General features: G+C 60.3%; 27 protein-coding genes and 2 pseudogenes. 12 read left to right on the top strand and 17 right to left on the bottom strand.

The window, feature by feature from the left end; all coding sequences use genetic code 11:
* Positions 1–62 precede the first annotated feature (62 nt).
* A pseudogene (locus AC25BC_RS12760) lies at positions 63–533 on the top strand (ornithine cyclodeaminase family protein); the annotation flags it as partial.
* Positions 534–548: 15 nt separating this feature from the next.
* Here AC25BC_RS12760 and dapB read toward each other — a convergent pair.
* Together dapB and AC25BC_RS12750 are read right to left on the bottom strand one after the other, a co-directional pair.
* Positions 549–1,319 carry a 4-hydroxy-tetrahydrodipicolinate reductase gene (dapB, locus tag AC25BC_RS12755; RefSeq protein WP_113545926.1) on the bottom strand — a complete coding sequence of 257 codons (771 nt, stop codon included), beginning with the start codon at positions 1,317–1,319 and terminating at the stop codon, positions 549–551.
* A 131-nt stretch (positions 1,320–1,450) separates the two neighbouring features.
* Positions 1,451–1,666: a hypothetical protein gene (locus tag AC25BC_RS12750; RefSeq protein WP_029870545.1), complete on the bottom strand. Its 216-nt coding sequence runs from the start codon at positions 1,664–1,666 to the stop codon at positions 1,451–1,453.
* Positions 1,667–1,859: 193 nt separating this feature from the next.
* Here AC25BC_RS12750 and AC25BC_RS12745 point away from each other — a divergent pair, with 193 nt between their 5' ends.
* Positions 1,860–2,249 (top strand): VOC family protein, encoded by a 390-nt coding sequence (locus tag AC25BC_RS12745; RefSeq protein ID WP_062941689.1) that lies wholly within the window; start codon positions 1,860–1,862, stop codon positions 2,247–2,249.
* Positions 2,250–2,471: 222 nt separating this feature from the next.
* Positions 2,472–3,476 (top strand): carbon-nitrogen hydrolase family protein, encoded by a 1,005-nt coding sequence (locus AC25BC_RS12740; protein WP_128438375.1) that lies wholly within the window; start codon positions 2,472–2,474, stop codon positions 3,474–3,476.
* Positions 3,477–3,665: 189 nt separating this feature from the next.
* On the opposite strand, the gene AC25BC_RS12735 is transcribed toward AC25BC_RS12740, so the two are convergent.
* Both AC25BC_RS12735 and AC25BC_RS12730 read right to left on the bottom strand, forming a co-directional pair.
* A complete protein-coding gene (locus tag AC25BC_RS12735) occupies positions 3,666–4,310 on the bottom strand; it encodes a histidine phosphatase family protein (RefSeq protein WP_128438376.1) in 645 nt (214 codons plus the stop codon).
* A 268-nt stretch (positions 4,311–4,578) separates the two neighbouring features.
* Positions 4,579–5,052 (bottom strand): nucleotidyltransferase family protein, encoded by a 474-nt coding sequence (locus AC25BC_RS12730; protein WP_313903784.1) that lies wholly within the window; start codon positions 5,050–5,052, stop codon positions 4,579–4,581.
* A gap of 140 nt (positions 5,053–5,192) precedes the next feature.
* On the opposite strand from AC25BC_RS12730, the gene AC25BC_RS12725 reads away from it, so the two are divergent.
* Positions 5,193–5,666 carry a VOC family protein gene (locus AC25BC_RS12725; RefSeq protein ID WP_128438377.1) on the top strand — a complete coding sequence of 158 codons (474 nt, stop codon included), beginning with the start codon at positions 5,193–5,195 and terminating at the stop codon, positions 5,664–5,666.
* A 78-nt stretch (positions 5,667–5,744) separates the two neighbouring features.
* Here AC25BC_RS12725 and AC25BC_RS12720 read toward each other — a convergent pair whose 3' ends face one another.
* Both AC25BC_RS12720 and AC25BC_RS12715 read right to left on the bottom strand, forming a co-directional pair.
* Positions 5,745–6,146, bottom strand: coding sequence for a GFA family protein (locus tag AC25BC_RS12720; protein WP_012758003.1), 402 nt, complete (start codon positions 6,144–6,146; stop codon positions 5,745–5,747).
* 106 nt (positions 6,147–6,252) lie between these two features.
* Positions 6,253–7,257: a LysR family transcriptional regulator gene (locus AC25BC_RS12715; protein ID WP_012758002.1), complete on the bottom strand. Its 1,005-nt coding sequence runs from the start codon at positions 7,255–7,257 to the stop codon at positions 6,253–6,255.
* Between the two features lie 130 nt (positions 7,258–7,387).
* On the opposite strand from AC25BC_RS12715, the gene AC25BC_RS12710 reads away from it, so the two are divergent.
* Together AC25BC_RS12710 and AC25BC_RS12705 are read left to right on the top strand one after the other, a co-directional pair.
* On the top strand, positions 7,388–7,912 hold the full coding sequence (locus AC25BC_RS12710) for a YybH family protein (RefSeq protein ID WP_245459799.1): 525 nt from the start codon (positions 7,388–7,390) through the stop codon (positions 7,910–7,912).
* Between the two features lie 164 nt (positions 7,913–8,076).
* Positions 8,077–9,957, top strand: coding sequence for an ABC transporter ATP-binding protein (locus AC25BC_RS12705; protein ID WP_128438379.1), 1,881 nt, complete (start codon positions 8,077–8,079; stop codon positions 9,955–9,957).
* Between the two features lie 31 nt (positions 9,958–9,988).
* On the opposite strand, the gene AC25BC_RS12700 is transcribed toward AC25BC_RS12705, so the two are convergent.
* From AC25BC_RS12700 to AC25BC_RS12685, 4 genes are read right to left on the bottom strand one after another with little or no spacing between them, the layout of a single operon-like run.
* Entirely contained in the window at positions 9,989–10,435 is a 447-nt protein-coding gene (locus tag AC25BC_RS12700) for a LysE family translocator (RefSeq protein WP_244432221.1), read from the bottom strand.
* Between the two features lie 11 nt (positions 10,436–10,446).
* A complete protein-coding gene (locus AC25BC_RS12695; protein ID WP_244432220.1) occupies positions 10,447–10,602 on the bottom strand; it encodes a hypothetical protein in 156 nt (51 codons plus the stop codon).
* A 29-nt stretch (positions 10,603–10,631) separates the two neighbouring features.
* Complete coding sequence (locus AC25BC_RS12690) at positions 10,632–10,919, bottom strand: hypothetical protein (RefSeq protein WP_041935542.1); 288 nt, start codon at positions 10,917–10,919, stop codon at positions 10,632–10,634.
* A 3-nt stretch (positions 10,920–10,922) separates the two neighbouring features.
* Positions 10,923–11,699, bottom strand: coding sequence for a phosphodiester glycosidase family protein (locus tag AC25BC_RS12685; protein WP_012757998.1), 777 nt, complete (start codon positions 11,697–11,699; stop codon positions 10,923–10,925).
* A 252-nt stretch (positions 11,700–11,951) separates the two neighbouring features.
* Between AC25BC_RS12685 and AC25BC_RS12680 the strand changes: the two are divergent.
* Positions 11,952–12,334 (top strand): annotated as a pseudogene (locus AC25BC_RS12680) (VOC family protein).
* Between the two features lie 41 nt (positions 12,335–12,375).
* Here the strand turns inward: AC25BC_RS12680 and AC25BC_RS12675 are convergent.
* On the bottom strand, positions 12,376–13,206 hold the full coding sequence (locus tag AC25BC_RS12675; RefSeq protein WP_012757996.1) for a class I SAM-dependent methyltransferase: 831 nt from the start codon (positions 13,204–13,206) through the stop codon (positions 12,376–12,378).
* Positions 13,207–13,548: 342 nt separating this feature from the next.
* Here AC25BC_RS12675 and AC25BC_RS12670 point away from each other — a divergent pair, with 342 nt between their 5' ends.
* The gene (locus AC25BC_RS12670; protein ID WP_012757995.1) at positions 13,549–14,139 is read left to right on the top strand and encodes a TetR/AcrR family transcriptional regulator; all 591 of its coding nucleotides are present in this window, start codon (positions 13,549–13,551) and stop codon (positions 14,137–14,139) included.
* 97 nt (positions 14,140–14,236) lie between these two features.
* On the opposite strand, the gene AC25BC_RS12665 is transcribed toward AC25BC_RS12670, so the two are convergent.
* Both AC25BC_RS12665 and AC25BC_RS12660 read right to left on the bottom strand, forming a co-directional pair.
* Positions 14,237–14,410, bottom strand: coding sequence for a hypothetical protein (locus AC25BC_RS12665; protein WP_012757994.1), 174 nt, complete (start codon positions 14,408–14,410; stop codon positions 14,237–14,239).
* Positions 14,411–14,756: 346 nt separating this feature from the next.
* Entirely contained in the window at positions 14,757–15,968 is a 1,212-nt protein-coding gene (locus tag AC25BC_RS12660; RefSeq protein ID WP_128438380.1) for an argininosuccinate synthase, read from the bottom strand.
* Positions 15,969–16,092: 124 nt separating this feature from the next.
* Between AC25BC_RS12660 and AC25BC_RS12655 the strand changes: the two genes are divergently transcribed.
* Complete coding sequence (locus tag AC25BC_RS12655; protein ID WP_003540841.1) at positions 16,093–16,560, top strand: Lrp/AsnC family transcriptional regulator; 468 nt, start codon at positions 16,093–16,095, stop codon at positions 16,558–16,560.
* A 17-nt stretch (positions 16,561–16,577) separates the two neighbouring features.
* Here the strand turns inward: AC25BC_RS12655 and AC25BC_RS12650 are convergent, their stop codons facing one another.
* Positions 16,578–16,946, bottom strand: coding sequence for a hypothetical protein (locus AC25BC_RS12650; RefSeq protein WP_012757991.1), 369 nt, complete (start codon positions 16,944–16,946; stop codon positions 16,578–16,580).
* A gap of 122 nt (positions 16,947–17,068) precedes the next feature.
* Here AC25BC_RS12650 and AC25BC_RS12645 point away from each other — a divergent pair, with 122 nt between their 5' ends.
* Positions 17,069–17,503: a MarR family winged helix-turn-helix transcriptional regulator gene (locus tag AC25BC_RS12645; RefSeq protein WP_012757990.1), complete on the top strand. Its 435-nt coding sequence runs from the start codon at positions 17,069–17,071 to the stop codon at positions 17,501–17,503.
* Positions 17,504–17,576: 73 nt separating this feature from the next.
* On the opposite strand, the gene AC25BC_RS12640 is transcribed toward AC25BC_RS12645, so the two are convergent.
* Positions 17,577–18,308, bottom strand: coding sequence for an SDR family oxidoreductase (locus tag AC25BC_RS12640; protein WP_012757989.1), 732 nt, complete (start codon positions 18,306–18,308; stop codon positions 17,577–17,579).
* A gap of 43 nt (positions 18,309–18,351) precedes the next feature.
* Entirely contained in the window at positions 18,352–18,831 is a 480-nt protein-coding gene (locus AC25BC_RS12635) for a VOC family protein (RefSeq protein WP_012757988.1), read from the bottom strand.
* Between the two features lie 178 nt (positions 18,832–19,009).
* Between AC25BC_RS12635 and AC25BC_RS12630 the strand changes: the two genes are divergently transcribed.
* Positions 19,010–19,897 (top strand): transcriptional regulator GcvA, encoded by an 888-nt coding sequence (locus AC25BC_RS12630; RefSeq protein ID WP_128438381.1) that lies wholly within the window; start codon positions 19,010–19,012, stop codon positions 19,895–19,897.
* 152 nt (positions 19,898–20,049) lie between these two features.
* On the opposite strand, the gene AC25BC_RS12625 is transcribed toward AC25BC_RS12630, so the two are convergent.
* Positions 20,050–20,862, bottom strand: a complete 813-nt coding sequence (locus tag AC25BC_RS12625; RefSeq protein WP_026157403.1) for a hypothetical protein — start codon at positions 20,860–20,862, stop codon at positions 20,050–20,052.
* 146 nt (positions 20,863–21,008) lie between these two features.
* Between AC25BC_RS12625 and AC25BC_RS12620 the strand changes: the two genes are divergently transcribed.
* Entirely contained in the window at positions 21,009–21,884 is an 876-nt protein-coding gene (locus tag AC25BC_RS12620; RefSeq protein WP_128406301.1) for a bifunctional helix-turn-helix transcriptional regulator/GNAT family N-acetyltransferase, read from the top strand.
* The last annotated feature ends 52 nt before the right edge of the window (positions 21,885–21,936 follow it).

Genomic DNA, 21,936 nt, shown 5'->3' with positions numbered 1-21,936 from the left:
GTCTCACGCCGATGTTTCAGCGCATGTCGGTTTGCCTCACCTATTGACCTCAAGCGGGGTTGCAGCTCTATAGCCGCGACGAGAAAAATCGCTCCGCCTTTGCAACTGAGATGCAGCACACCTTGGGTATAGAAGTAGAGCCTGCCGGCAGCGCCTCTGAAGCCGTCGATGACGCCGACATCGTCATTTGCGCGACGACGAGCCGAACGCCCGTCATCCATGCGCGGGATTTGAAACCCGGCGTGCATGTCAACACCGTTGGCCCGAAAACGCATGAGGGATATGAACTCGGCCTGGATATCGCCGATGTCGCAGCCGTGATCGCGACGGACTCTCCCGAACAGACGCGCGCCTATGCTTCGCCGTTTTTCCTGGCCGGCTCCGGCAATGAGCACCGCATCGCCGACCTTGCCGATATCATGGCCGGGAAGGCGGCCGGGCGAGGATCTCCTGGCGATACGACGCTGTTTTGCTCCGTCGGATTGGCTGGAACCGAAGTCGTCGTCGCCTCGGCAATCCTCGATATGCTGTGAGCCTGTTTCCCTTATTCACGCCAGACCCAGCACATCCCGCATGGCGTATTGGCCGGGTGGGCGCCCTGCGATCCAGCGGGCGGCGGCAAGTGCGCCGCGGGCGAACATGCCGCGGTCGAGAGCCGAATGCGAGAGCGTCACGACTTCTTCGGCGGCGGCAAACAGGACGCTGTGTTCTCCGACGAGCCCGCCGGCCCGCAACACGGCAAAGCCGATTTCACCGGGCGGCCGCTCGCCGGTGATGCCGTCACGCCCGCGCCGCTCGACGGATGCGAGGGAAACGCCACGGCCCTCGGCGGCGGCTTCGCCAAGCATCAGCGCCGTACCCGACGGCGCGTCGATCTTCCTGTTGTGATGGGCTTCGAGGATTTCGATATCCCAGCCATTCGCGGGAAGGGCGCGGGCGGCCTGGGCGACGAGGCCGACCAGCATGTTGACGCCGATGGAGAAATTACCGGAGCGCAGGATTGGAATCGCGCGGGCGGCCTCTGCGATCCGTTCGAGCTCATCCGGCTCGAAACCCGTCGCCCCGATCACCAGGGCAGGTCCGCCGGCGGAAGCGCACAGGCCGGCAAGTTCGGCGGCAGCACGTCCCGTCGTGAAATCCAGGATCACGTCGGCGGCCTTAATCGCGGACGAACGGTCAATCAGCCCGGCGCCTGCGGAGCCCTCGCGGCCGATGCCGCCGACGAACGCAAAATCCGGATCGGCCGCCAGCAGCGGCAGGATGGCACGACCCATGCGGCCATTCGCGCCGGCGACGGCTATTTTGATTGGTGAGGTCACGGACTTTCCTTGGCTGGCGATATTCCCGACGGACGGCTGTTTGCATCGTCATTACGCCGGCGAACGGGATCTGCAACTACCGCACTTGCGCTCCCGGCGCAAAGCAGGGATCTCTTCTGGTCGTCAGGTGCTTACCAGTTGCCGGGGTCGGCAGTGTGATCGATGCTGGCGAAGTCGTCTGCCTTTTGCCGGTCCAGCTTCACCTCCGTGGCAGCCTTCGTCTCGTCGGTGACCGAGTAGCGGTCGGGGATCGGTCCCCTTGATAGTTCCTGATACAGGAGCAAGGCGGCCTCCTCGGCGGTGTCGGCCTCGATCTCCCGGGTGATTGATACGGTGAACTTGTGCATGGCTTCGGCCCTCTCGATCCGTGCGCCGGCGTGTGCGTGGCTTGCACAGTCTGACACGAGTTTTGTGTCGATGACACTAAAACTGCTCGCTTAGAATTTGATTCATGCGACGGCTTCAGGTCTTTGTTTTTATGAATGTCGTGGTGCCGAGCCGCCGCACAGTTTTGGGCGAACTCAGCCGAGGAGATAGATCATGCGCCTGAATCAAGTAACCGTTACGATGCCTGACCTCGATGCGGGCTGGAACTTCTACTGCGCTCTCGGTCTCAAGCCCGTCGTCGACGCCCGTCCTCGCTATGCGCGCTTCGTCTGCCCGGACGGGGACAGCACCTTCTCCCTGCATCAGGGCGAAGGCGGCGGTGGCGGCACCACGGTGTATTTCGAGTGCGAGAAGCTGGACGAGACGGTCGGCAGTCTCAGCGAGGCCGGTCTTCGTTTCGTCACCGGACCGGAGGATAAGAGCTGGCTCTGGCGCGAGGCGGAGCTTTTCGACCCCGGCGGCAACCGCATCATCCTTTATTTCGCCGGATCGAACCGCACCGATCCGCCGTGGCGCGTGGATAAGGCGGAACGCCCGAAGTAAGGCGCCTCGGGCCTGCCGATTTCGGCCATTCCCCGAATTGACGAATCGCGGTCGCCTCGGCATCTTTGTGTCGGCGTGGCCTAACGCCGAACCTCCCAGGACCTTCCCCAGCAGGGTCTTCAACCGGAGGCAAAGGGACTTTCGTCTCGGGTCGTGATCCTTGGTCCTGATGTTTCGGGCCTGTTGCTGGGGAACGATGTCCGGAACGTGAGAGGCCCTGATATGACTGAGAATGGAAATTTCAAACGGCGGGTGCGTGCGCGCGCCGCCAAGACGGGTGAATCCTATACCGCCGCCCGCATGCATGTTCTTCCCAGGTCGGCGAACGATGCACTGCCTGAGGCAAGACGCTTGCGTCTCGCCGTGGCCCAGACCACCCATGCCGACGATCCCCGCGATGCCGACAAGCTTCGCTGGAGCGGACAGGAGATGCGCCTGCTGATGCGGCAGGCGCGAGAGGCAGGGGCGCGGCTTATTCACTTTCCCGAAGGAACGACATCATCGCCGAACAAGCGCATCATGTCGGAAATCGGGCCAAGAGAGATCGGGCCTTCCGATTGGCGACGGTTCGAATGGGTGGTGCTTCGTGAGGAGCTGGATACAACGCGCAAACTGGCGCACGAACTCGGCCTCTGGGCGATCATCGGCTCGGTGCATCCGCTGACGCCGCCGCACCGGCCGCACAACAGCCTTTATGTCGTCTCCGATCGCGGCGAACTGGTGACGCGCTACGACGAGCGCCTGCTGTCCAACACCAAGATCTCCTTCATGTACACGCCGGGTTCGATCCCCGTGACCTTCGAGGTCGACGGCATCCGCTTCGGCTGTGCGCTCGGCATGGAGTGCAACTTTCCTCAAATTTTCACCGAATACGAGCGGCTCGATGTCCACTGCGTGCTGTTTTCGTCCACTGGGGGGACGTCGGCCAATGATACCTCCTTCGCCGCCGAGGTGCAGGGGTATGCGGCGAGCAACAGGTACTGGGTGAGTTTCTCCATACTGGCACATCCCGGTTTAGCCGATCCGGCCTCTTCCGGGATTGTCGCTCCCGGTGGCCGGTGGGCGGCGCAATGCCCTGCGGATGGAACGGCCGCGATATCGCTCGCCGATATCGACGACAATCACGGCGATATTGCCCGGCCGTGGCGGCGCAAAGCGCTGAGCGGCCTCTACGAGCCGCACCGCGTGGCCGGCGACCCGCGCAGCGACGGGCGGGATATGTTTTAGAGCCGCGTCGAACCTCATCCATGCGACGCGCTTGCCCAGTGATTTTCCAGTGGCTAGCTCAGTTAAGTTTTATCACCGGTGGCTCGACTCCAGCGGTGATGCAGCACCAAAAGAGCCTCACTCTAAGGGGCCTGAAGGTCGATGTTCGCAAGTCGAGGCGTCAACCGATGGCATTGAGCCGCGTTATAGTCAGCATTGGCGGCCGGGCTGGCACTCAGGGAGGAACCCTTCCTCAGCGACCACGTCGGATATCATATCAGCCGAACCGCTTACCAAACTGAACTCACCGTCGCAAAGACAATAAAACCCGTCTTGGGGAACGGGCAATTCCAGCATTTCCTGCTTTGAAAGGCCGGCATATACTCCACGCACCAATCTGCCAAACAGCCCGTGAGAAATCGCAACTGTCGGTCCATGTATGCCTACGATCCAGTCCTTTGCTCGCGCACAGGCAGCATCGAAGCTCTCCCCGTCTGGAGATTTGAAATACCAATCGAAAGCGTCGGACCCGTCCAGCATTCCTGGAAACTCGTTGTCGATCTCGAACTTGGTCATGCCGTCCCAAGAACCGACAGTCACCTCCACTAGCCGCGATTCCGGACGGGCCGCCAGCGGCAACACCCGTTCGATGCGAGCCGCAGTCTCCTGCGTTCTGCCGAGAGGGCTGACATGGAGTTGGAATGATTGTTGGCTCCCTGCCATTTCCTTTTTCAGAAGCTTCGCCATCTGTTCTGCCTGTTCGATGCCGCGCTCTGTAAGCGGTGAATCTTTTTGGCCCTGGAACCGACCTAAGGTGTTCCAAATGGTCTCGCCGTGGCCAAGCAGGTAAATCATTGGTGTTGTCCAAAATGAATTGATGAAACAATTAGCTGAGCTACCCGCCCGAGGGCCGATTGTAGCAGCTAGGTCGTGCGACAGTTCAATGATGACCGCAATTGGCGTGATCCAGGCGAGCCCGACGTTTTTCTACTGGCTCAAAGCTAGCAAGGACCTCATTGGACCTCCTCGCTCGATGCCGCTGGCTCGACACGCAGCCACGGCCAGCGCTGCTGATATTGTCTGCATTTGCGGGCGAACAATTCGGGCTGAGCGTTAAGTGGGTTCACCTGAGTATGCCGTGCCACATATCGTCGAGGTAATCGGGTGCATAGAGGCTGGCGTCATGAACTCTCACCCCTAGCCGAGTACAGGAGATGAGATAACGATCAACGCCGTCTTCAGTGCATTTGAAGGCAGGGAAGTCTTTGCCAAACTTCTCGCCATACCAGAGGTGGACGCGAGCCTGGTTCTTTATGTCAACTTTGTCTGCGAGGTCTCCCAGCAAGGCCTTGCCACGACGGATTACTTTGTCCTCGGCTTCCCATGAGAGATCGTGGTCGTCAAAATAAAAAATGTCATAATCTTTGATGCCGTGCTCTGGATCATTTCCGGTCTTCAAGTTCCATACTGTCTGAAAGAGGCAGCCAGCCGTCAGCATACATTGCGGCAGGCCCAGAGCCGGCAATTTCTCCAGGAGCAGATGGTTGACCGGATTAAGCCGAATGCGGGCTAGAAATTGTTCAGGGGTGATGGTCACGCTTATCCCTTCCTCTCTGCGATCATAGTCGATTCTCGTCTCGCGATCGTCCGCGTAAAATTGCTTCCATGGGCTGGAGAAAGACGGTTTGCCTCTTATTTCAGTGGGCAATGCGAAACGAAGAGCGAAAGGACAGCGCAATGGCAAAGAACACGATCTGCGTATGGTACGACAAAGAGGCTGAGGCGGCTGCCCGTTTCTATGCCGCGACTTTTCCCGATAGCGCCGTGGGTGCGGTCAATCGTGCACCGGGAGATTATCCTGACGGCAAGCAGGGAGACGTACTGGTCGTGGAATTCACCGTTGCCGGCATTCCTTGCATCGGCCTGAACGGCGGTCCTGCGTTCAAACACAACGAAGCCTTCTCATTTCAGATCGCAACCGACGATCAGGAAGAAACCGATCGCTATTGGAACGCGATCGTCGGCAATGGCGGCCAGGAAAGCGAGTGCGGCTGGTGCAAGGACAAGTGGGGCGTGTCGTGGCAGATTACGCCGCGCATCCTCTCCGAAGCGCTCTCGGCAGGCGGTGGCCAGGCAAAGCGTGCTTTTGACGCGATGATGACCATGAGGAAGATCGACATTGCGGCGATCGAGGCGGCGCGGCGCGGCTGAGATGGCCTTGCGCAGGACGATGTTTTGCCAGGGTTCGCATCTGGCGCGATCCGGCCCGGGGCGATCTTCGCAGTCGGCTCAGAACCAGAGATCGCGCACGCAGCGCCCCTTGGATGGAAGGTCTTCAAACGTGTCCAGGCCGTCGAAATGATCGATAGGCAGATGCTGAACGAGATCCGGCGGCGCAAGCCGCATGTTGACGGCCATGCGCCGGCGGCCATCCTTTGGAAGCCGCAGGCCGCGCCAACTCAAGACACAGGCGCAGGATGGGCAAAACAATATTTCGAGAGACGGCTCGTCCCTGTCGGCGCGGGCGTAGGAGGCGGTCTCACCGGTGAGAGCGATGCGCTCTCCTTCGTAGTCATAGGCCCATAGCGTACCGTAGCGTCGGCAGAGCGTGCAGTTGCAGGCGGTGATCGAGCCCGGATCACCTTCGAGTGTCCAGCTTGCCTTGCCGCAATGACATGAGCCCGTCAGCATGAGCGTCGGTTCGATCCTGCTCTCTGTTCAAGGACGGCATCCTGCCTCAATCGCGCGATGACCGCAATTGGGCGATCCAGGCGCCAGGTCTTATGCTATCGGCGGCTCAAGTGCCTGCCTTTCTCCGGGCCGGAGGACTTCCGCTGTGAGCTCCGGTTTTATCTATCGCGTTATCCATGGATGCCTGCAGGAGTCTTACCAGCCAGGCCACGCCTTCGTCACGTATTGCCGCCTTTGGCGCAGTCGCGTTTATGGCGAAGCGTCCGAGTGGCAGGGGAGGATTGACGCTGACGACGCCGAACCGCGCTGCATGCATTTCGACGAAACGGCGTGGCAAGGCCGAGATAAAATCTGTCTCCGCAAGCACGGCGAGCGCGAGCATGAAGTTCGGGACCGTCAGCGCCACCCGCCTGGAGCATCCATGGCTGGCCAACAGATTGTCGACAAAGCCATGTGTATCGCCCAGATGCGAGACCACAAGGTGCTGCGCGGCGCAGTAGGTGGCCAGGGTCTGATCTATCAGAAAAGGGTGGCACTGACGGGCAGCGATGACAAAATCCTCCTCGTAGAGCAGCAGGCTTGCAAAGCGGATTGGAAACCCGGCCTGAGGAATGATGGCGATGTCCATATCACGGGCTTCCAACGCGGCTAGCGCATCGCGCCAAGCCAGATCAGGCGATGGCTCGCCTTGTTTGGGCAGCAATTGCCGGACGCTGATTGCGATGCCGGGAGCGAACTTGGCCAGCAGGTCGAGCAATGGCGGTAGAAACACAGACGAAACGCCATCCGGCGCGCCGATCGTAAATCGTCGCTGAGAGTGGGCTGGATCGAATGGCTCCGCTGTCGCCACCACGCTGCGAACACGTGCCAATATGTCGGCGATGGGTGCCGCAAGTTCTTCGGCCCGATCTGTCGGAACGACGCCCTTCGGTGTTTTAAGAAATAGTGGGTCGCCCAGCAGCATGCGCAGCCGGCCAAGGCCGTGACTGATCGCGGATGGCGAGAGGTTCAACCGCTGCCCCGAACGCCCGACATGGCGCTCCTCCATGACAGTCTCGAACAGCACGAGCAGGTTGAGGTCGATTCTGGATAGATCAATGTGGTTCAGCATATTGCTGAAATCATATCATTGGATTCATTACCCTGAAAATGGGAGATAACGACCATCCGACGGCTGCCACCGACAGGAAGACCCCATGTCCCCCTTTAAGAACAAAACATCGCTTGGCGACGATGAGCCCATGCGCGAGTCCAAAAGCATTTCCCGTCGAGCCGCTCTGGCAATGGCGATCGCCGCGACAGGGCGCGTTGCGCATGCCGCCCCGGCATCCGATCAGGCATTGCCAGACATCATCAGCCGCACAGAACAACAGGCGGCGGCTTTCATGGCCGGCGACATGACAAGGTGGGCGAGCCTCATCCGGCTCGATGACGATTTCACCCTGATGCAGCCCTTCGGTGGTCCGGCGAGCCATGGCTTCGACGACAGTCCGGAGCGTCTGGCCGAGCTCGCCCGGTTCTTCCGCAATGGCGGCGGAACCCTCGAGGTGGAAAAGTCCTATGTCAGTGGCGACCTGATCGTATTGGTGATGATCGAGCGCCAGCATGGTGAGGTAGGCGGTCTGCCCGACCAGAACTGGTCGCTGCGCGTGACTCAGGTCTATCGCCGGCATGGATCAGACTGGCGGCTCGCCCACCGTCATGCCGACCCCCTGGTCGGGAAGATCTCGCTGGAACAGGCCGCAGCCCTGGCCCGGGGCGAGTGATGTCCGTCCGGATTGAAAACAATCGCGTGCTGCGGACGTCTCGTGGTCACGGCTTTTTCAGCGATTTTCTGAAATTTCTAATTGAGACTGCAGCCTGAAGATGATTGTCTGCCACCTTGCGTAGCTGAGTCCACGCCTCCTCCCGATTTTAATCCGAGTGGCCCATGTCGATTTCAGATGCGATCTATCGTCCTTTCGAAAGCCTGATCCGGCCGCTCGATATTCCCTACCGGCCACTGCCGTCCAAGGGGCCGGTGGCAGTGCTCCTGCATTTCATCTCGATGTTTCGCGGCGTGCTGATTGTGGTGACGCTTTGCACCATGGCGAACGAGGCCATGAATCTAAGCATTGTCTGGGGGCTGTCGGTCATCGTCGACGGTGTTACGCAACAGGGTGCATCCGCTTTCCTGGCGAGTGAATGGCCGCTGCTGACCTTCCTCGGCCTGCTGCTCTTTCCGGCCATGCCGATCGCCTCGTTCCTCGTCAACACGCTGACTTCGCATACGCTCGGCATCGGCATGCCGGCCGCCATCCAGTGGCAGGGCCACAAGGCGGTGGAGCGGCAGGATCTCGGCTTCTTCCATGATCTCTACGCCGGCCAGGTCGCCTCGCGCCTGCAGCAGGTGGCCTCTGCTGTCCAGCAGCAGCTCATTTCCGCCTTCCAGTCCATTCCACGCTTCCTGATGCAGATGGTGGGCTCCGTGATCCTACTCAGCGCCTTGTCCTGGCAACTCGCCGTGCCGACCGTCATCTGGATCACGCTCAACGTCCTGCTCGCCGTCAGGCTGGCACCGATCTTTACCGAGCGCGCTCGCCGCTCCGCCAAGCGGCGCAGCCTGATCGCCGGCGCCATCACCGATCTCTACACCAACATGCAGATGGTCAAGCAGTTCGCCGCTGAAGACAGCGAGGCGGGCACCATCCGCGGTATTATCGGCAAGTCGATCGAGACGCAGCAAAGCGAACAACGCATTTATCGCACAGCCGAGCTGACGGTCGTCGTCCTCAACGTGCTGCACTGGCTGTCCATTCTGTCGATCGGCTTTACCGGCCTCGTCGAGGGGTTCGTGACGATCGGCGAATTTACCGGCGCCGTCTATGTCCTCCAACGGCTGTCCGGCCACACCTTCACCTTCCTGCAAATGGGCCAACAGATCTTCCAGGCGATCGGCACGATCAAGGATGCCATGCCTGTTATGACGACACCGCCCACTATCACCGACCGGACGGATGCGAAGAACCTCGTGGTCGAGCGTGGTGAAATCCGTTTCGAAAATGTCCGCTTCGCCTACAAGTCCGGCAAGCCTGTTATCGATGACCTGTCGCTGACGGTTCGGCCCGGCGAAAAGGTAGGGCTCGTCGGCCTCTCCGGTGCCGGCAAGACGACGCTGGTGAGCCTGCTGCTGCGTTTTTACGACATAGAGGATGGTGCGATCTTCATCGACGGGCAGGATATCCGCGCCGTCACCCAGGCGAGCCTGCGCCGCTCCATCGGGGTCATCGCGCAGGACGTCGCGCTGCTGCACCGTTCGGTCGGCGACAATATCCGTTACGGCCGGCCGGAGGCGACGAAGGACGAGATCGAAGCGGTGGCGAAGATTGCGAGTGCCGATGTCTTCATCGCCGATCTTTCCGACGGCGAAGGCCGCAAGGGCTACGAGGCCTTCGTCGGCGACCGCGGCATCAAACTGTCAGGCGGCCAGCGCCAGCGCGTAGCCATCGCCCGCGTTCTCCTGAAGGACGCGCCGATCCTGGTGCTCGACGAGGCGACCTCCGCCCTCGACAGCGAATCCGAAGCCGCCATCCAGGAAAGGCTCAACCTCGTCATGGAGGGAAAGACGGTGATCGCCATTGCACACCGCCTGTCGACCATCGCCAGGATGGACCGGATCGTCGTGCTCGATCACGGGCGCATCGTGGAGGAGGGCAGGCCGGACGAACTGGTCGAACAAGACGGCTTGTTCGCGCGCCTATGGAAACGCCAGACCGGCGGCTTCATTCCCGAAGATATCGACGAACCCTTGCCGGCCTCGCCTACGACCTGAGTGGCTGGTCCTCACGAAAACCGGGATAACATCAGCGGGCTAGGAGCAGGCGACTGCCGATGAGGATCAGGGCGGCGCTCATCACGCGCTCGATGCCGGCCTTGAACCGCAGGAAGCTGGCGGAAACGCGCGGGTTCGAAAAGAAAAAGGCCAGGCCGCAATACCAGAGGGCCGAAAGAAGGAAGCAGGTCAGGGCGATGACGCAATAGAGCCAGATCGGCGCATGTGCAGGGATGACAAGCGCAAAGATACTTCCGAAGAAAGCCACTGATTTCGGATTGGTCATGCTGACGACGTAAGCGAGGCGCATCGCGGAGCGCCATGTGACTTCGGTCGGCCCCGTCGTCTTCAACGGCTTGGCCGCGCCGCGGATCATCTTCAGGCCCAGCCAGATCAGATACAGCGCGCCGACCACCTGCAACGTCACATGCAGCCAATCGAAATGCGTCAGCAGAAAGCCAAGCCCCGCCATCGCCATGACGGCCCAGGTCAGGGATGCGAACGCAAGCCGAGACCCGCAAAGAGCCCGGCGGCGCGTGATACCGTCATGCTTGTGTTGGTGACGATGATGAAATTCGGTCCGGGGCTGACGAGGGAGACGATGTAGACGCTGACGAGCAAGGCGAGTGAATCGATGTATTCCATCCGGCTTTCCTATTTTGCAGGCCGGGAGCCTATGCGAAGCAGGCGGTTTTTGAAAGGCTCGCCCTCCCAAGCATGATGCATCCGCGTACGGGATTGGCACCTTCTCCATCGCCGCACCCCTTGACGATGGCGGCGACCGTCCTGCCTATTGCCGGGAAGGGAAACGGGGGCAGGGTGGTCATGATCAATCCGTCGAGCAGGTCGGGCAGGCGCGACCACGATGGCACCATCCGTCCCCTGGTAACGGCGACCTCCCGCTTCGGTTCCGAAGGCAAACTGATGAGATGCCAGGTCCGGCTGAAAGCGGATTCCCTCATGCGCTATTCGACGAGCCCGAAGATAGGGCCGTAGCCGCCGTGCCAGGATCGGTCGTTGCGGCCCATTTCGGGATTGTAAAGTCCGACACCGCGTCCGCCATCGAGAAACAAGGCGTCGGGGCATTTCAGATGGTCGCGGAAGAGCCGTGCAAAATCGTGGAAATTCACCCCGTCTTCGCTGATCGCGAAACGAACCGCGCCACCGTCGCAGACGCCGACACCGCTGCGGCGGGTCCGGTCCGTCGATCCGACGATGAAGATCGGGTTCAGTTTGTTAGCGATGACAAGCATCGGGCCGGATTGCGTGGCGAACCGCACTTTGGGGCGATGCTTCAGAAATTCATCGGTCGGGAGTATGCCGGCGCTTGCTTCACTCAGAAAAAATATGCCGTTCGGCTTCCTATAGAAATTCGGTACCTGGCCCGAGGAGCTTTCGGCCTTTGTCGTATTGGCGGGCTGCAATTCCCTGCTGTTCTCAACGTAAAGCCCCATCGGGGAAAAATCGACCCGGTACATCCCGGCGTTGACGGCGAAAGCCAGCATTCGCCCCTCGGCGTGAACGGCTTCGGCTAGGCTTGAAAAAGCGCGATATGGCGCGCCATCGGCATTCTTCCAGAACAATCGCAGGTCGGCTTTACCTGGTTCAAGCGCACAGACAACGTATTTCGCCTCTTCGAAGCTTTCCTGCTCACACGGTTGCGCATGCGCCGGATGCGGGTATGTCATCGTTGCTGCCAGCATGATGGCCGCGGCGAGTATGCCATGTTTGAGATGGGTCATTGGTGCAGGACTCTCGTTCATATATCGCCAATGAAGCGTTTATCTATGAGATTGCAATAGTTTGGTGCGGCGAGTGGGGAGGGGTTTCGAGCTCGCAGGTAGCAAAGAGATCCACTATCGCCGCCCTAGTTAGTTTTCGACCTGCTGCAGCGATCCGCTAATTTTTCGCATGACCTCAATCGGGTGTTCTTTTTATGTTCTCATGTTTGCAATGTGAATTCACCCGATCTTGGAGCAGCAAAAGGGAAGACCATGCGTGTCTACGTAACCGTCGGCGCAATCGATTCCGTCAAATCGAATGGCTTTTATGATGCGACCTTGGCAACGATCGGGTGGAGCAAACATGGGGAATTTCCCGGATGGAGCGCCTATTCCGAAGGCGGGAAGGGTGACGGTTTCGTTCTATGGGTTTGCACGCCGTTCAACGGCGAACCGGCGAGCGCCGGAAATGGCTCGATGGTTGGTTTCATGGCCAAGTCCCATGCCGAGGTGAACGCTTTTTACGATGCTGCCTTGACAAACGGCGGAACGGACGACGGCGCGCCTGGTTTACGTCCGCACTACGGGCCGAACTGGTATTCCGCTTATGTGCGTGACCGGCCGGAAACAAGATTGCTGTCGTCTACGACAGCTGAGGCCAGCTCGATTGCAGCAACTCGACATCTCGGGGATTTCCCTATTTCCCGGCGAATATGATGCGGGGACCGGCGCCGCGGTCCGGCGCATCCCGGGGCAGACCGAAGAAGCGTTTTGCCATTTCGGTCGGGCCGATATCCTCCAGAGATGTGAAGCCCAGGCTCAGCAATCGGTTCGCAAGATCCTCGGGATCGAAGTGCGTCAGCCATGGCTCGCCGGCCGCGGCCGTGCGCGCGCCCATTTCCGCGGCGCGGGCACGGCGTTCGGGCGAATAGTTTTCGAGGGGTTCACCGTAGTCGAAGACGATGGATGCGCTCGGCAGGCTGGCGACGAAGCGCAACAGCGTAAAGACCGACGCCTCCGTGAGATATGGCACGACGCCAAGCCAGATGAAGAAAGACGGTGCTTCGGGCTCGAAGCCGGAATCGACGAGACGCGTTTTCAAATCCTCATGTTCGAAATCGACGGGAACGAATGTCGGCAGGCTTTGCGTCAGTCCGGTCTCGCTGAGCCGCATCTGCTTCCAGCTCTGCGTGGCGGGATGATCGACTTCGAAGACCTTCAGGCCGGCATGGGGATTGCGCAGTGCAAAGGTGTCGAGCCCGGCGCCGAGGATGACGGCTTGCCTGTCGCCCCTTGCGACGGAGAGGTCAAGGCAGTCTTCGGCATATCGGCTTCGCGCCGCCACGAACAGGCGAAAGGATCGCGTGGCGGGGTCCTGCGCTTTCAGATCGGCCTCGGCGCAGGCCGCCTCGCCGAGGATGCGGCGGGCGTAGGGGTCAAAGAAAATGGCGCCGCCATCCACACGCTGGTGTGCTGCTCGATAGGCTGCCGCACCCATCGCGGTGCGGCTTGGTTCGGATGCTCGCATGAAGGCCTCTTTCTCTGTAAACCTTGGTTTGTAAACCTTGTCAGTGCCGGGACGCGGCGCCCAGGAGAGCCTCACTTTGAGGTGACCGCAGGGCCTCGAAGGGCGAGGCGGGCGTCGGATGCATGCAAGAAGTAGTGTTGAGCGTGTCCTTCGAGGCTTCGCCCTTCAGGATGAGGTGGATTGGAGGATGCCGCGCGCCCAAAAAAATGAAGGCATTGGGGATGCCGCCCAATGAGGGACGTTGGAGGATACAGCCCCCAATCGCGATCTCCTCTCATCATGCCCTTGTCATGGGAGGCAGACTAGAGCATGATTTTAACACTGTAAAGATTAGATCGAGACATGGCCACGCACGACGGATTGACCCGCTATCATCACGGCAATTTGCGCCCCACGCTGCTGTCCGTGGCGCGGGCGCTGCTGGAGGAGGGAGGCCCGACTGCGCTGAGCATGCGGGAGATCGGCCGTCGTGCCGGCGTCTCGGCTCCGGCGGCATACCATTATTTTAACAGCCTGGACGCCATCGCGGCAGCACTCGCCGAACAAGGGTTTGCCGAACTCAGCGAAAGCATCGATGCCGCGCTAGCCGGTCCTCGACGCAATCTGCTCGCCGGCGGCATCGCCTATGTCGCCTTTGCCCGCGCGAATCCCGGTCTCTACCGGCTGATGTTCGGGGAGGGCTTTCAGGCCTATTCCAAAGGAAATGAGGCGATACGCGCCTTGCGGATGCAGGTCTACCGGCAGATGAAGGACGACCTGGAAAAGCGGCTGACGCCCGAGGACGTGCCGAACGCCGCGCTCTTTCTCTGGTCGCTGACGCATGGCCTCGCCTTGCTGATGATAGACGGCCAGGTCGAACCCGGCGCCGATCCCGACGCCAAGGTCGAGGATATCCTGAAGCTCGCCGGCATGGGGTTGCCTGCCGCGAGATAGGCTATCGACGCGCTCGGGTTTCATCCATCCCGCATGGGCGATCCAGCCAGGATCGCTTCGATCCTATTGTCGACGGCGATGCCGGGACATTCAATCGCTACCAGGCGGTACGGGCGGTGCCGAGCGCGGTCGTATGAGAGGATGAGACCTGGGCGACCTGCGCCTTGAGCGACACGACGCAGTTTCCCGGAACGCTGAGATTGTGCGACGTCAAGTGTTTCAGCAATGTCTCGGCGTCGCGCTTTTCGGTTAGCGGAAATGTCACAGTCATGCGAGTTCTCCAACGAATAAACTGAGCATCCGCACAAATTAATGTCTAAATTCTTTTGCGCTGCAACAAGAAAATTTTAACGATAAAATTAAAATCGATTAGCTTTCGGAGTGGCTATTTTAAAATCGTTTGAAATTGGATTCGGGGCTTCTCCATGGATGCCTGGACTGCTTCGGCCAACCGCGAGGGAAGATGCCGTCAATGCGGGCATTGACCTATCCGCCCATCTGACCCTCGCAGCTTATTGGGATCCGAACCGCTCCGTTTCGTCCGGTTCCTGCCGGTCGAAGTAAAGGCGTTTGGAGCGTCGAGCGTTGAGTGCGCTGGCTGACGTAAGATCGGGCGGTCATCTGCCGTTGCGGGCGGCCCAGCTCCTGAGCCGCAATCCGTTGAGCCTGATGAAACCTTCCGCGTCGTGATGATCGAAGGCGATGGTGCTTTCTTCGAAGGTGACGAGGTCGGCGGAGTAGAGGGAGCAGGGGGAGGCGCGGGAGATAACCGAGGCGCTTCCCTTGTAGAGCCTGAGCGTCACTTCGCCGCTGACGAAAGCCTGGCTGTGGTCGATCAGGGCTTGCAGCATTTCCCGCTCGGGCGCGAACCAGAAGCCGTTGTAGATCATCTCGGCGTAGCGGGGCATGATTTCATCCTTCAGATGGGCGGCGGCGCGATCGAGCGTGATCGATTCAATGCCGCGATGCGCGGAAAGCAGGATCGTGCCTCCGGGCGTCTCGTATATTCCCCTCGACTTCATGCCGATGAAGCGGTTTTCGACCAGATCGAGCCGCCCGATGCCGTGCCGGCTGCCTAGTCCATTGAGCTCGGTCAGCAATGCGGCCGGGGTCATGGACTTGCCGTTCACCGAAACCGGATCGCCCCTCTCGAAACCGATGGTGATGATCTCAGGCGTGTCGGGCGCGTCGACCGGATCGACCGTGCGCTGATAGACATGATCGGGCGCAACTTCCGCCGGATTTTCGAGAATCTTGCCTTCGGTCGAGGTGTGCAGCAGGTTGGCGTCGGTCGAGAACGGCGCCTCGCCGTGCTTGTCGCTGGGCACCGGGATCCGATGCTTTTCGGCATATTCCAGAAGCTGTAAGCGGGAGCGGATGTTCCATTGGCGCCAGGGCGCTATGACCTTGATCGACGGGTCGAGCGCATTGACCGCCAGTTCGAACCGGATCTGATCATTGCCCTTGCCGGTCGCGCCGTGGGCAACGGCATCGGCGCCGACCTCCCGGGCTATGCCAACCAGATGCTTGGCAATCAGCGGCCGTGCGATGGAAGTGCCCAGCAGATATTGCCCCTCATAGAGCGCGTTCGCCCGCAGCATTGGAAAGACGAAATCGCGGACGAATTCCTCGCGCAGATCGACGATACGGATGTCCTTGACCCCCGCCATCTCCGCCTTGGCTCGCGCCGGCTCGAGCTCCTCGCCCTGGCCGAGATCGGCGGTGAACGTCACCACCTCGCATCCGTAGGTTTCCTGCAACCATTTGAGGATGATCGAGGTATCCAGTCCGCCCGAATAAGAAAGCACAATTTTCTCTATCTTCGTCATTTACCCATCTCCATCTCGATGCTGGAACGATAGGCCAAGTCCTGCGCAATGAGCTTGCGAAGCATCCGTAAAGTTGCGAAAGTTTAGCATATCATGCCATTTCAGCATGAATGGGAGCTATGAAATGCCAGTCATCCTGGACCCGATCGACCGCCATATCCTGCGCGTACTTCAGCGTGACGGGCGTATTTCGAATGTCGATCTGGCGAGGGAGGTAGGGCTGTCGCCTTCGCCGTGCCTGCGTCGCGTCCGGTTGCTGGAAGAGGCCGGGATCATCGATCGCTACGTTGCCGTGCTGGACCCTGCAAAGGTCGGGGCGGGACTGACGGTTTTTGCCCGCGTCTGGTTCAAGACCCAGGATGCTGAGGTCACGCTCCGCTTCGCCGAAGCCGTCAGGCGGTTTCCCGAGGTGATGGAATGCTATCTGACGACAGGAGAATGTGATGCCGTGCTTCGGATCGTCACCGCCGATCTGCATAGCTACTGGCGTTTTCAGGCCGATCACCTGACGCGCATTCCGAGCGTCCTCAGCGTCAAAACCGACGTGCCGATGGAGACGCTGAAGCGAAGCTTCGAGCTGCCGTTGAGATAGGCGTCGTGGCTCGATCCTTATCCGAGAGAAGAGGCGCTCCGGCTCCTTGCCAGCCAGACGAGGCCAGTGACCAGGAGCAGGATCATCACGGTATGGGTGATGTAATCGAGGTTGGTTTGCGGGCCGACGCCGACGGCGATGGTGAAGGCGCCGACGATGGTGCCGAGGAGGGCGAAGGACTGGGCGAAGATCGCAGCCGTTCGGCTCCATGATCGGTCAAGGCCGAGCGAGATCAGGCCGAGAAGGAGTACCGCTGATATCACCGCTTCGGCAATCATCGCCTGCCGGTGTTCGTGTCCTTCTAGGACGAACCCGGCATGGGTGAGCGAGGCAATGGCATAAAGACAGGTTTCGATCAGGAAGAGGATGGCGACAGCTGAACGCATGGCATGGCTCCGTAGCAAGGTGGACGCCCAATGGACTTTCCGGGGAAGTCGCCGATAAGGTTTGATTGATACGATAATTTGAGTAATAAAACTATTTTTCAAGTGTGTTGTGAGGATATTTGATGCCTTCTGCCTCCGACCGCCATGCCAAAGCCGCCGCCTCGGCGTGGCGGATGATGTTCGATCTCTTGATGAAATCGGCGCCACAGCGGCTGGAAAGCCTTCAGGCGAGGGGGCTGACGCCAAACGATTCCAGGGCTCTGTTCACCTTGCACGACGAGGGGGAGCCGATCAGCATGCTTGCCCGCCAATGGGGGTGCGACGCCTCGACCGCGACATGGCTGGTCGACCGGCTGGAGCGTGCGGGTCTTGCCGAACGCGTAACCCCGGAACGTGACCGCCGCGTCAAGCTGGTACGGCTGACCGGCAAGGGCGCGGCCACCAAGGATGAGCTTTTGACGGAGCATTATCGCCCGCCGGCGGAACTCCGGCACCTTTCGACCGGAGAGCTCGAAGAACTGGCCAGGCTGCTTGCCAAGACCGAAGGAGAGGGGTGACGGGGTTCGGGACCGATTGCCGTTTACCGCACTCCCTAGACGATCGCATAGAGATGAGAGCGGTTCATCCCGGCTAGATCAGTCTTTGACCGCCATCCACATGGATCGTCTCGCCGGTCGTGAAATCGCTCTCCATGAGGTAGATGTAGGCGCTGGCGACATCGGCGAGGGTGGCGATGCGGCCTGCGGGCAGGCGCCCGGCCATGTCCTTGAGATAGCCGGATTTGGCGCTTCCGACGAGTACATCCCACATTGGGGTATCCACCCAGCCGGGGGAGACGACGTTGACCCGCGAAGGCGCAAGTTCGAGGGCCAGGCCGTGGGCGAAGTAGCTGAATGAACCGGCAATCGCCGCCACGACCGCTCCGCCCGGTACGGGCGGCCGATCCTTGTTGATCCCCGAGGTAATCGTCATCGACCCGCCACGCTTGAGATATGGCGATGCATGCTTGGCGAGGGCGATGGTGCCGATCAGCTTGTTGTCGACGAAGCGCCTGATGACGTCGAGGTCGAGGGCTTCGATCGGTGCGCCCGGCGGCGGCGTGCCGGCCGTGGTAACGAGGTGGTCGAACTCCCCAACCGTCTCGAAGAGGCGAGTGAGATCGGCCTCCCGCTCGAGATCGGCGGCAAAGCTTCGCAGGTGGGGAGGCCCGCCGAGCTCTTCTTCCGCAGCCTGCAGTTTTTCCTCGGAGCGCCCGGCGATGACGACATTGGCGCCGCGTTCGAGAGTGGCCGCGGCAACGCCGAGGCCGATGCCAGAACTACCGCCGAAAATAATAATGGTTTTTCCTGTGAGCGAGGTCATGGCTGCTCTCGTTTGCTGATGAGGTTCGGAGCGTGGACGGCATCTAGCCGGCATAGGCCGCTTCAAGATCGGCGATGATGATCTTCTGCATTTTGTACATGGCCTGGAGCGTCCGCTCCGCTTTCTTGCGGTCGGGATCGCCGATAAGGCGGAGCGTGATCTCCGGGCAGACCTGCCAATTGACGCCGAATTTGTCCCGCAGCCAGCCGCAGGCCCGCTCCGAGCCACCGCGCGATGTCAACGCTTCCCAGTAATAGTCGGTCTCGGCCTGATCCCTGGTTTCGATGAAGAACGAGACGGCGTCGTTGAAGCCGTCGCCGGGGCCTGCGTTGAATGTCCTGAGCCTGAGGTCTTCGAGCGCGAAATCGTAGGTGGCGATTGGCACAGTGCGGTTCGTTCCTGAGACCCAGTCCGGCACCTCCGTGGAGCCGAGTTTCTTCGCGTTTCTGAAGACAGAGAGATAAAAATCGCGGGCTTCTTCAGCCTGGGTGTTGAACCAGAGGAAGGGGAAAATCGTTGCCATGGTCGGTTGCTCCGCAACATCGGATATAGGTGATAGGAAATCACAGATCGTCTCGTTGGCGCCGATGTCGTCTCGTAACGAGACGCGGCGCTCATCCAGAACATATGAAGCGCATGGCTGGACGACAAACCAGATTTCGGCAATGATCTGTGATCAAAACTCACAAATGAGCCGAGCTATGCCGAGACGATTGCCGCCGCTGAACGCCCTGCCGAGCTTTGAGGCGGCCGCGCGCCATCTGAGCTTTTCCCGGGCCGCCGACGAACTGAACGTGACGCATGGCGCGATCAGCAGGGCGATCAAGCACCTCGAGGAGCAACTCGACGTGCAACTGTTCGAAAGGGGAACGCGGTCGGTCCGTCTGACCGCCATTGGAGAGCCTTATGCGCAGTCGGTCCGCGAAGCGCTCGATCTGTTGGCGGCGGCGACGAAATCCGCATCGGCCCGCCATTTGGACAAGACGCTCAATGTCAGCACGTCAGACGGATTTGCCGGCCGGTGGCTGGTGCCGCGGCTCTATCGTTTCCATCAGGCCAACCGCGACATCGATGTGCGGATATCGACGACAGGCCGGCTGACGACCTTCCTCGCCGACGGCATCGACATCGCAATCCGCTATGGCGGAGGCGAATATCCTGGGCTCACATCGGAATTTCTGACCGGCGAAGAGGTCTTTCCCGTCTGCAGCCCAAGGCTTCTGGAGGGCGCACACCCCCTGCGAGCACCTGGCGATCTGAAGCATCACACCCTCATTCACGATGGATTCCCCATCGACTGGGCGACCTGGCTGCGCAGTGCCGATGTCAGGGATGTCGATCCGAAGAGCGGCCTGACCTTCGACTCTGCCACCTTCGCCGTCGAATCCGCCGTGCAGGGGGAAGGCGTGGTCCTGGGGCGCACGATGCTAGTCGCTGCCGACCTTGCCGCGGGTCGGCTGGTCAGACCCTTCAGGCAGGCACTGACATCCGCGTCGCAGTATTTCGTGGTCTATCCGCCGCGCGCAATTCACCAGCGCAAGGTGAAGGCATTTCGTGATTGGCTGCTTGCCGAAATCAGTCATTCTTGAGATGCCGGGTGCAACAGGGCCTTGGCTGTCGCACTTTGAATTGTTGCTCGATGCCTTGGAAGCCATAGCCGCATCCCGATTTGACGGATGCGTCGAATGCAACATGACGACGGCGATCTATATGGCACGGCTACGTTCCTCAGATGCGGCCACTAGTCGACCTGGATATGAATATGGTCGTCGTGGCGGGCGGCGCGGCAGCCTTGAAAGCGGATATGGCCATCGGTGATCCCAAGCGCGTTCTTCAGATGCGGCTCGATGAAGATCTTCTGCAGGCCGAAGCGCGTCACACCTTCGCTCGTCAACCAGCCGATCGCGGCCGACGTACGCTGCTCCTCGATCCGATAGGCCGGAAACAGAGACTGCAGCGCATCGAAGTTCCAGCGGGTGGTGAGCCAGTCGTTGCGCCCTTCGCATGGTAGTTCGTCGCCGGGGACGGGTTGCTCGAAGGCGAAATAGCCGATTGGGGAGCGGGTGGCGCCATTCAGGAAGGCACCGTCCACATCCTTGTAATAATAGGCGAAGTCGAGCTTTTTCCCGTCGGCATGCGACAGGTGCGGCAGCAGCGGAAAGCCGTTCACAAAGGGGAAATTCGCATCCAGCGCGACGGTAATGGTTCCGGGAAATTCCTTGTCCATGTGGGCGGCAAGCGCCTTTGCCAGATCGCGTACCTCGGGTGTGACGTAGTTGCGGTTCAGCAGGCAATAGATCGGGGAGCGGACCACCAGCCTGTCCGCGGCGTTGGCGACGCAGGAGATGGGAACTCGCCCGAAGATCGGCGCGGCGAGGCTCGCGACAAAGGTGGCGCCGGCATAGCAAAGCAGGAAGATCGCAAGCTTTGCCAGAAACCGCCGTAAGCCCGAGGCGCGTGAGGCGGCCAGCGCCGCGAGATAGGCGATGCCGCCGATCTGGGTCAGCAGCGTCAGGATGAGAACGATCAGGGCGTGAAGGGCAAAACGGAACACGGGAAGGCCTTCGGAACGTTGCCATCCCATAGGCGAGGCGATGCTGCTGCGCAAGGCGGATGGCGGGGAAGTGCGCAGCTCATTTATGCCCTTCCTTTGAGTGCTCAGAATTGACAGGAGGAATTAGCTGACTAAAGTCAGATAATATGACTTACGATCCTGTCGCTCGTGTCCGTCGCTTCAACCGTGCCGTCACCTCCGAAGTCGGCGCTCTCGGTACGTCTTTCCTCGGACGCGGCCGTCCGCTGGGTGCTGCCCGCGTCCTCAATTCAATCGGCCGGGGGCAATCGGATGTTGCGGTAATCCGCGATTATCTCGGTCTCGACTCCGGCTTGATGAGCCGTCTGCTGCGCAGTCTGGAAGAGGAGGGTCTGATCGAGACGCTACCGAACCCTCAGGACGCGCGTCGCCGCGTTGCCCGATTGACCGAAACCGGCCGTTCCGAGTTTCAGGCTTATGAAGCGCTTTCCAATGCGCAGGCGAAAACATTTCTGGCGCGCCATCGGCGCCCGGACGAACTGCTGCGCGCCATGGATATCGTTGCTTCCTCGCTGAGACGCGAGCAGATCTTGCTCGAGGAGAAAGATCCTCGGCACGAGGACGCCAGCTATTGTCTGAACGAATATTACGGCGAACTCGCACGCCGCTTCGAGAAGGGTTTCGATGTATCGCTTTCTCGCGATCCCGACGCCAAGGATATGATCCGTCCGCACGGTGCATTCCTGGTGGCCATGTCGGATGGCCTGCCGATCGGCTGTGTCGGGCTGAAGGGCAATGGCGGCGAGGTCGCGGAGATCAAAAGGCTCTGGGTCGCCCCGTCTGCGCGTGGTCTTGGGCTCGCAACGCGCCTTATGACGGCCGCCGAGAACATCGCCCGCGAGCTATCCATCAAGCTCCTGCGTCTGGATACGAATAGCGCGCTGCCCGAGGCAACGCAGCTTTATCGTGGAACCGGCTGGAGTGAGATCGACCGTTTCAATGACGATCCATACCCGGACACGTTCTTTGAGAAACGCCTTTAAGTGACGCTCGCTTTGCGCTGCCCGAATTAGGGGAGGCGCCGCTGCCCGGCCC

This window comes from Rhizobium sp. WSM409, assembly GCF_057653825.1.
The sequence above is the reverse complement of the archived record's forward strand: the minus strand, read 5'-3'. Positions and strand labels throughout refer to the sequence as shown.

What these genes read in the sequence shown, in the direction of transcription:
- AC25BC_RS12750 (WP_029870545.1), bottom strand. Translation starts at nt 1,666, where the DNA reads ATGCACAAGTTCACCGTATCAATCACCCGGGAGATCGAGGCCGACACC.
- AC25BC_RS12745 (WP_062941689.1), top strand. Translation starts at nt 1,860, where the DNA reads ATGCGCCTGAATCAAGTAACCGTTACGATGCCTGACCTCGATGCGGGC.
- AC25BC_RS12740 (WP_128438375.1), top strand. Translation starts at nt 2,472, where the DNA reads ATGACTGAGAATGGAAATTTCAAACGGCGGGTGCGTGCGCGCGCCGCC.
- AC25BC_RS12735 (WP_128438376.1), bottom strand. Translation starts at nt 4,310, where the DNA reads ATGATTTACCTGCTTGGCCACGGCGAGACCATTTGGAACACCTTAGGT.
- AC25BC_RS12725 (WP_128438377.1), top strand. Translation starts at nt 5,193, where the DNA reads ATGGCAAAGAACACGATCTGCGTATGGTACGACAAAGAGGCTGAGGCG.
- AC25BC_RS12720 (WP_012758003.1), bottom strand. Translation starts at nt 6,146, where the DNA reads ATGCTGACGGGCTCATGTCATTGCGGCAAGGCAAGCTGGACACTCGAA.
- AC25BC_RS12715 (WP_012758002.1), bottom strand. Translation starts at nt 7,257, where the DNA reads ATGCTGAACCACATTGATCTATCCAGAATCGACCTCAACCTGCTCGTG.
- AC25BC_RS12710 (WP_245459799.1), top strand. Translation starts at nt 7,388, where the DNA reads ATGCGCGAGTCCAAAAGCATTTCCCGTCGAGCCGCTCTGGCAATGGCG.
- AC25BC_RS12705 (WP_128438379.1), top strand. Translation starts at nt 8,077, where the DNA reads ATGTCGATTTCAGATGCGATCTATCGTCCTTTCGAAAGCCTGATCCGG.
- AC25BC_RS12700 (WP_244432221.1), bottom strand. Translation starts at nt 10,435, where the DNA reads ATGGCGATGGCGGGGCTTGGCTTTCTGCTGACGCATTTCGATTGGCTG.
- AC25BC_RS12695 (WP_244432220.1), bottom strand. Translation starts at nt 10,602, where the DNA reads ATGGAATACATCGATTCACTCGCCTTGCTCGTCAGCGTCTACATCGTC.
- AC25BC_RS12690 (WP_041935542.1), bottom strand. Translation starts at nt 10,919, where the DNA reads ATGAGGGAATCCGCTTTCAGCCGGACCTGGCATCTCATCAGTTTGCCT.
- AC25BC_RS12685 (WP_012757998.1), bottom strand. Translation starts at nt 11,699, where the DNA reads ATGACCCATCTCAAACATGGCATACTCGCCGCGGCCATCATGCTGGCA.
- AC25BC_RS12675 (WP_012757996.1), bottom strand. Translation starts at nt 13,206, where the DNA reads ATGCGAGCATCCGAACCAAGCCGCACCGCGATGGGTGCGGCAGCCTAT.
- AC25BC_RS12670 (WP_012757995.1), top strand. Translation starts at nt 13,549, where the DNA reads ATGGCCACGCACGACGGATTGACCCGCTATCATCACGGCAATTTGCGC.
- AC25BC_RS12665 (WP_012757994.1), bottom strand. Translation starts at nt 14,410, where the DNA reads ATGACTGTGACATTTCCGCTAACCGAAAAGCGCGACGCCGAGACATTG.
- AC25BC_RS12660 (WP_128438380.1), bottom strand. Translation starts at nt 15,968, where the DNA reads ATGACGAAGATAGAGAAAATTGTGCTTTCTTATTCGGGCGGACTGGAT.
- AC25BC_RS12655 (WP_003540841.1), top strand. Translation starts at nt 16,093, where the DNA reads ATGCCAGTCATCCTGGACCCGATCGACCGCCATATCCTGCGCGTACTT.
- AC25BC_RS12650 (WP_012757991.1), bottom strand. Translation starts at nt 16,946, where the DNA reads ATGCGTTCAGCTGTCGCCATCCTCTTCCTGATCGAAACCTGTCTTTAT.
- AC25BC_RS12645 (WP_012757990.1), top strand. Translation starts at nt 17,069, where the DNA reads ATGCCTTCTGCCTCCGACCGCCATGCCAAAGCCGCCGCCTCGGCGTGG.
- AC25BC_RS12640 (WP_012757989.1), bottom strand. Translation starts at nt 18,308, where the DNA reads ATGACCTCGCTCACAGGAAAAACCATTATTATTTTCGGCGGTAGTTCT.
- AC25BC_RS12635 (WP_012757988.1), bottom strand. Translation starts at nt 18,831, where the DNA reads ATGGCAACGATTTTCCCCTTCCTCTGGTTCAACACCCAGGCTGAAGAA.
- AC25BC_RS12630 (WP_128438381.1), top strand. Translation starts at nt 19,010, where the DNA reads ATGCCGAGACGATTGCCGCCGCTGAACGCCCTGCCGAGCTTTGAGGCG.
- AC25BC_RS12620 (WP_128406301.1), top strand. Translation starts at nt 21,009, where the DNA reads ATGACTTACGATCCTGTCGCTCGTGTCCGTCGCTTCAACCGTGCCGTC.